7 protein-coding genes and 2 pseudogenes are annotated in these 5,779 nt (G+C 69.7%); all 9 read left to right on the forward strand.

Annotation, left to right across the window (positions count from 1 at the left end):
- Positions 1-78 (forward strand): annotated as a pseudogene (locus A5694_RS24455) (hypothetical protein); the annotation flags it as partial.
- A 29-nt stretch (positions 79-107) separates the two neighbouring features.
- Complete coding sequence (locus A5694_RS02905) at positions 108-1,523, forward strand: recombinase family protein (protein WP_064920352.1); 1,416 nt, start codon at positions 108-110, stop codon at positions 1,521-1,523.
- Complete coding sequence (locus A5694_RS02910; protein ID WP_064920353.1) at positions 1,520-1,786, forward strand: hypothetical protein; 267 nt, start codon at positions 1,520-1,522, stop codon at positions 1,784-1,786. The genes A5694_RS02905 and A5694_RS02910 overlap by 4 nt, the downstream gene beginning before the upstream one ends.
- A 281-nt stretch (positions 1,787-2,067) precedes the next feature.
- A pseudogene (locus A5694_RS25215) lies at positions 2,068-2,184 on the forward strand (hypothetical protein); the annotation flags it as partial.
- On the forward strand, positions 2,181-4,283 hold the full coding sequence (locus tag A5694_RS02920; protein WP_064920355.1) for a bifunctional DNA primase/polymerase: 2,103 nt from the start codon (positions 2,181-2,183) through the stop codon (positions 4,281-4,283). The pseudogene A5694_RS25215 and the gene A5694_RS02920, both read left to right, overlap by 4 nt.
- Before the next feature lie 220 nt (positions 4,284-4,503).
- Positions 4,504-4,686: a hypothetical protein gene (locus A5694_RS02925; protein WP_064920356.1), complete on the forward strand. Its 183-nt coding sequence runs from the start codon at positions 4,504-4,506 to the stop codon at positions 4,684-4,686.
- Entirely contained in the window at positions 4,683-4,961 is a 279-nt protein-coding gene (locus tag A5694_RS02930) for a zinc finger domain-containing protein (protein ID WP_064920357.1), read from the forward strand. Before A5694_RS02925 ends, A5694_RS02930 begins: the two co-directional genes overlap by 4 nt.
- Positions 4,958-5,203 carry a hypothetical protein gene (locus A5694_RS02935; RefSeq protein ID WP_064920358.1) on the forward strand — a complete coding sequence of 82 codons (246 nt, stop codon included), beginning with the start codon at positions 4,958-4,960 and terminating at the stop codon, positions 5,201-5,203. The genes A5694_RS02930 and A5694_RS02935 overlap by 4 nt, the downstream gene beginning before the upstream one ends.
- Positions 5,200-5,610 (forward strand): hypothetical protein, encoded by a 411-nt coding sequence (locus tag A5694_RS02940; protein WP_064920359.1) that lies wholly within the window; start codon positions 5,200-5,202, stop codon positions 5,608-5,610. The genes A5694_RS02935 and A5694_RS02940 overlap by 4 nt, the downstream gene beginning before the upstream one ends.
- Positions 5,611-5,779: the final 169 nt, after the last annotated feature.

Genomic DNA, 5,779 nt, shown 5'->3' on the forward strand with positions numbered 1-5,779 from the left:
TGCGACATCGACCACGCCATCGCCTACCCGATCGGGCCGACCCACCCCGCCAACCTGCGCTGCCTCTGCCGAAAACATTAGCGGACGCACTAGGTACACTATAGCCTGTGAGCGTCGAACGCAAGCCCCGCCGGGCCGCCATCTACACCAGAATCTCGCTGGACCGCGCCGGCCAGCAGCTCGGCGTCCAACGGCAGGCCGACGACTGCCGCACCCTCGCCGACACCCTCGGCTGGAAAGTCGTCGCCGAGTTCACCGACAACGACCGATCCGCAACCTCGGGTAAGCCCCGGCCCGGATTCGAGGCCCTGCTGGCCGCGATGGACCGCGGCGAAGTCACCGCCGTACTGGCCTGGCACCCCGACAGGATTTACCGCCGACTGTCCGACCTAACCCGGCTCCTCGACGTGGCGAAGGGAGTGGAGTTCCGCACCGTCACCGCCGGCGAACTGGACCTGTCCACACCGACCGGCCGCATGGTCGCCTCCATCCTGGGTAGTGTCGCCACCGCCGAAGTTGAGCACGCCGGCGAACGCAAGCGCCGCGCAGCGCAGCAGAAAGCCCAACGCGGCGAGCCGAAGTGGCGGCAAGCGTTCGGCTACATCGACATGGGCGGCACCCGCCGCGACCTCGACCCCAAAACCGCCCCGCTGATCGCCGAAGCCTACGCGGCGATCCTGGCCGGCGCATCCTTGAAAGACGTTGCCGCCCTGTGGAATAACGCCGAAGCGTTCACGATCAACGGGAAGCGGTGGACGCCACCGCAGGTGTCCACGTTCCTGCGGAAGCCCCGCAATGCTGGCCTCCGCACCTATCAGGCCGACCGCGGGCCAGCGAACCGGGACAGCATCATCGGCCCCGGCACCTGGCCGGCGCTGATCGACCCGGACACGTTCTGGGCTGTCCAGGCAGTGATGGACGCACCCGGCCGGCGGCCCGGCCCGAAAACCGTGCGCCGCTATTTGTTGACCAGGGTTTTGGGTTGCGGCAAGTGCGGCCACTACCTGTCCGGCATGTGGGGCACCGGCGGCGACGATATCGCCTACGCCTGCAAGCGGTGCCGCGGCTGTTCGGTGCGGGCGCACCACATCGAACCGCTGATACTCGACCTCGTTGCCGGCCGCCTGGCGATGCCCGACGCCGGCGACCTACTCAAAGCGGAGCAACACGACACCGCCGAAGCGGAATCCCTACGGGTGCAAGCGAACACGCTACTGGCCGAGCTGGACGTGATCGCGGTGGAACGCGCCGATGGGCTGCTCACCGGCCGGCAAGCGAAGATCGCCAGCGACCGGGTGCAGGCCAAGCTTGACGCCATCTTGGCCCGCCAGCAGGACGCCGGCCGGGTGCGGGTGTTCGACGGGATACCGCTGGGCACCCCGGCGGCCGCGGATGCTGTGGCCGACCTGTCACCGGATAGGTTGCGGGCCATAATCGAAACACTGATGGAGGTCGTTGTGGAGCCGATCGGTAAGCGCGGCAACACGTTCGACCCCGACCGGGTGAAGGTGGTGTGGCTGTGAGTAGCGACCGGATTCTGTTCACTGGCCCGGGCGGTGAGGTTGTGACCGGACCCGGCGCCGACGTGCCGCCGTTGTTGAAGGCGGTCCACAAGCGGGACGGCGGGTGCGGCCGGGTGGTGGCCCTGTACTGGTCGGAGCACGGCTGGACTCGCACACGGCGGCGGTGTTACTGCGAGCCAGCGCCGCAGCTCCCGGAGGGGCCGGCGCTGGCCGGCGCGCTGCGGCATGCCCGACATGGCCGCACCCTGCCCGTGCATATCTGACGTTCGCGCTTACAGCGACACACCCGGTAATCTAGCAATCGGACGTTTTAGCGTCCGAACGTGAAGCGGCTTAGTCGATCGCGTGGCTACAGGATCGAGCCACACCGCGGGCATGAGCACCCCGCCGAACCCCCACACAGGGGAGATCGGCGACAACCATGTCCACAATCCCAACCGAACCGACCGCACGGGCCGCCTACTACCGCGACCTCGCCAAGAAATCTGCGGCCGTGCGCCGCAACAACGGCATCATCCGGCGACGCAACGCCGCCACGGAGAAGATCGCCGCCTACATCGAGCGCACCCTCGCCGCAGCCCCACCGCTGACCGATGAGCAGCGCACCCGGCTCGCCGAACTGCTGCGCCCCGCCCGCAACACCGCCGGGAAGGTGGCATGAAAAGCGGAAACCCCGCCGGTCAGGGCGGGGCATCCAAGGGCGATAACACCAATGGTAGCAGCCGAAACACCAATGGCGCCAACGACGAGACACCCGCCGTGGCCGGCTATGCCGACGCCGTACCCGTCTACCTGGAGGCAGGGTGGGCGCCGATCCCGCTGCCGACCGGGCAGAAATGGCCGCCCCCGCGGGGCGCGACCGGCCGTGGCAACCCGCTGCCCTCGGCGGCCGACTGCCACGCATGGGCCGACGACCCCCGCCACGCCGGCGGCAACACTGCGCTGCGGATGCCGCCGACCGTGGTCGGCATCGACGTAGACGACTACGGCGACAAGCCGGGCGCGGCGACGCTGGCCGGCTGGGAGTTCAGCTGGGGGCAGCGGCCGGCAACATGGCGGTCGTCGTCCCGCGGCACCGACACCGTGAGCGGCATCTACTACTACCGGATACCCGCCGGTGTGGAACTGGACAGCAACCCCGACAAAGGGGTGGAGATTGTGCAGCACCACCACCGCTACGCCGTCGTCGCGCCCTCCCAGCACCCCGACACCGGCAGCCGCTACCGCTGGTATGACCCGGCCGGCCAGGTGTGTGGGCCGCCGCGGGTCGATCAGCTCCCGGAGCTGCCCGCCGCATGGCTCGACGGACTCCAAGCCGCCAAACACGGCGACCGGGACCAGCAGCCCAGCGCAGCACCGCCGTCAGCGGTGGCCGGCGGCGACCGGTTGCGCCGGTACGCGCTCAACGTCCTCGAGCGGGAGGCCGCCGAGCTGGCCGGCATGGCACCCGAGACCGGACGCAACAACAAGTTGAACGACGCCGCGTTGCGCTGCTACCGGCTCGCAGACGGTGCCGGCATGGACCGGGCCATCGTCACCGCAACCCTGCGCGCTGCTGCACAGCAGTCGGGCACCCCCGGCATCGAAGGCACACTCCGGTCGGCGGCCACCAAGGCCGACGCAGACGGCCCCGCCTACCCACCCGACAACGACACCCGCGGCGACTGGGACCCGGGCAGCACCGACGTCGGCGACCTCGGCGACGGCAGCGGCGACGACGAGCGGCCCCGCTACACCGATTTCGCGGCGCTGCTCAATGCCGGGCTACCAGACCCGCCACAGCCCGAGTTCCTGGCCCGCGTCGATGGTGTGCCGATCTTCTACCGCGGCAAGCGGAACGAACTCTACGGCGACCCCGAGGACGGCAAAACCATGATCGCCCTCGCCGCGATCGCCGAACGGCTCACCGCGGGTGGACGCGCACTGTTTCTGGACCTGGACAACAACGGCGCCGTCGAAACCGCCCGCCGGCTGGTGATGCTCGGCGCCCCGCTCGACGCCATCACCGACCCGGACAAGTTCCGACACATCGAACCCGCCGACGAAGAAGAACTTCGCGGCGCCGTCGATGACTGCACCGGCTGGGCTGAAATCGCGCTCATCGACTGCGCCGGCGAACTCATCCCGCTATTCGGCGGCAGTAGCGACAGCGCCGACGACTACACCGCGATCATGCGCCGCACGTCCGGGAAGCTGGAACGCGCCGGGGCCGCCGTCATCCTCATCGACCACCCCGCCAAGGGCCGCGAATCCCGCGCCTACGGTGCCGGCGGCACGATGGCGAAACGGCGGGCAGTCAACGGCGTATCCATCAACGTGGTACGACGGCAGACGTTCGCGCCCGGCCAAGGCGGCGCCGCCGACCTGTGGATCAACAAAGACCGGCCCGGCGGGCTGCGCCAGCACTGCACCAACGGCGAGGGCCGCCGCCAGTTCGCCGGCACGTTCACCCTGGACCCGCCCGACCCGGATACCGGCGTCGCCGCGTGGAGGGTCACCACCGACACCCCCGCCAGCAGCACGACGACGCTCGACCCCGTTGTGGAGCGGCACTACGACGCCGCCGTGAAGCTGGCCGGCACCACCACCGGCGCGACCGTCGCCGAGGTCGCCGCGATCGCCAACGGGCTGCCACCCGGCACACCGGCCACCCGATCGCAGAAGGAAACCGCCCGGCGTGCCCTCGACAAACTGCAATTCGAGCACCGCTTGGTGCTGGTGGACGGGGCCTCGCCGAAGCGGTGGGAGTTGCCCGAATGACGGGCACGGAGTGGGCACGCGGCGGGCACGCGGCCGAAATCGGCGATGGGCACGCGATCGGGCACGCGGGCACGCGGTTCCGCGTGCCCGCAGGTCAGCGGCTTGCAGATGGGCACGCGGGGCACGCGGGGGCAATAGCGGCAGGGCACGGCACGCCCGCCCCCTTAGAGGGCGTGCCCGCGTGCCCGCCGTGCCGGGCCAAAAGAACAGGCCGCACCCGGTGACCGGCACCCCGGCCGTGCTGGCCCGCGCCAGCCACCTCCACGGCACCTGCCAACAGTGCGGTCGACCGCACCGCGAAGGCGAACTCGTCGCCAACTTCAAGAACAACTCGGACCGCTACCCGTGGTGGTGCCTGCCGTGCGTGCTGGCCCGCCTCGACGCGAAAGGACCCCAACCATGACCACCACCGGCGCCGGCGGCCACCGCCGCTACACCCTCGCCAACCAACTCCAGGCCGATGTTCGCACCGTGCCGTGTCCGGGCCGATCCTGCCTCGCCCCCGCCGGGGAACCCTGCCGCGGCGCCGGCGGGATCGGCTTCCACGCACCCCGCTTCGCCGACGCCATGAAACAGGAGTTCCCGACCATCGACGGCGAAGCCTACGACCCCGACGCCGAACCCGAAGAACCGCAGCTGTCTCGACCCCGGCGTGGCCGCGCCCGACAGATCGCATGACACCCCGCCCGCCTACAGGCAAGGCCGCGATCAACGCCGCCAAGACCCGCTGCTGCCGCGGCCACGAGTTCGACCACCTGAACACCCGGTACTGGACCGACGTGGCCGGATACACCCGCCGAGCTTGCCGAGCCTGCCACCGCGAATACCAGCGGCGCCGCAAGCTGGCCCGCCGTGCCGCCCCAGCGTCACGGACAGCCATGAACACAGCGACCACCACCACAACCAAGGAGCCGCAGTGAAACTCACGCCCAGCGAGGTACAGGCCGCAACCTACGCGGCCGCCGATCATGTTCGGCGTCAGCAGCTCGACGGCCGGCCGGTGCTGCCCGCCGTCGCCGACCTACTGGCCCGCCTCGAACACGCGACAACCCACCCAACCGTGCGAGAGACGCGGCACGAAACTAGCGCACCCGAGACGACACGTAATAAGATGGATGCTAAGACAACCTATGCCCAAAACAGCCCGGCGGCACCGGAATTGATCGGTACCGGCCGGGCTGCCGCCATTCTGGGCTGGAATCGCCGCCGCGTGATCCGTCGCCACGCCGACCTCGGCGGCGTCATGATCGACGGCCGCCTCCTATACGAGGCCGACCGGATCGCCGCCATCGCCGCCAACCTCAACCAAGGAGACCACCATGCTTAACCCCGAGATTGAACAGCAGATCGCCGACATGGACGACGACCAATTCGCCGCCCTCGTCGCCAGAACCCGACCACCCCAAGACCCCCGCCAGATCGCCGCACAAGGGACAGGTCCGCCAAATCCAGGGCACGAACAGTCACGTCGCCAGGAATGCCTGCCCCGCCGGTGT

The sequence above is a fragment of the Mycolicibacter sinensis genome (genome assembly GCF_001667945.1).
In the GTDB taxonomy this organism is placed as follows: domain Bacteria; phylum Actinomycetota; class Actinomycetes; order Mycobacteriales; family Mycobacteriaceae; genus Mycobacterium; species Mycobacterium sinense_B.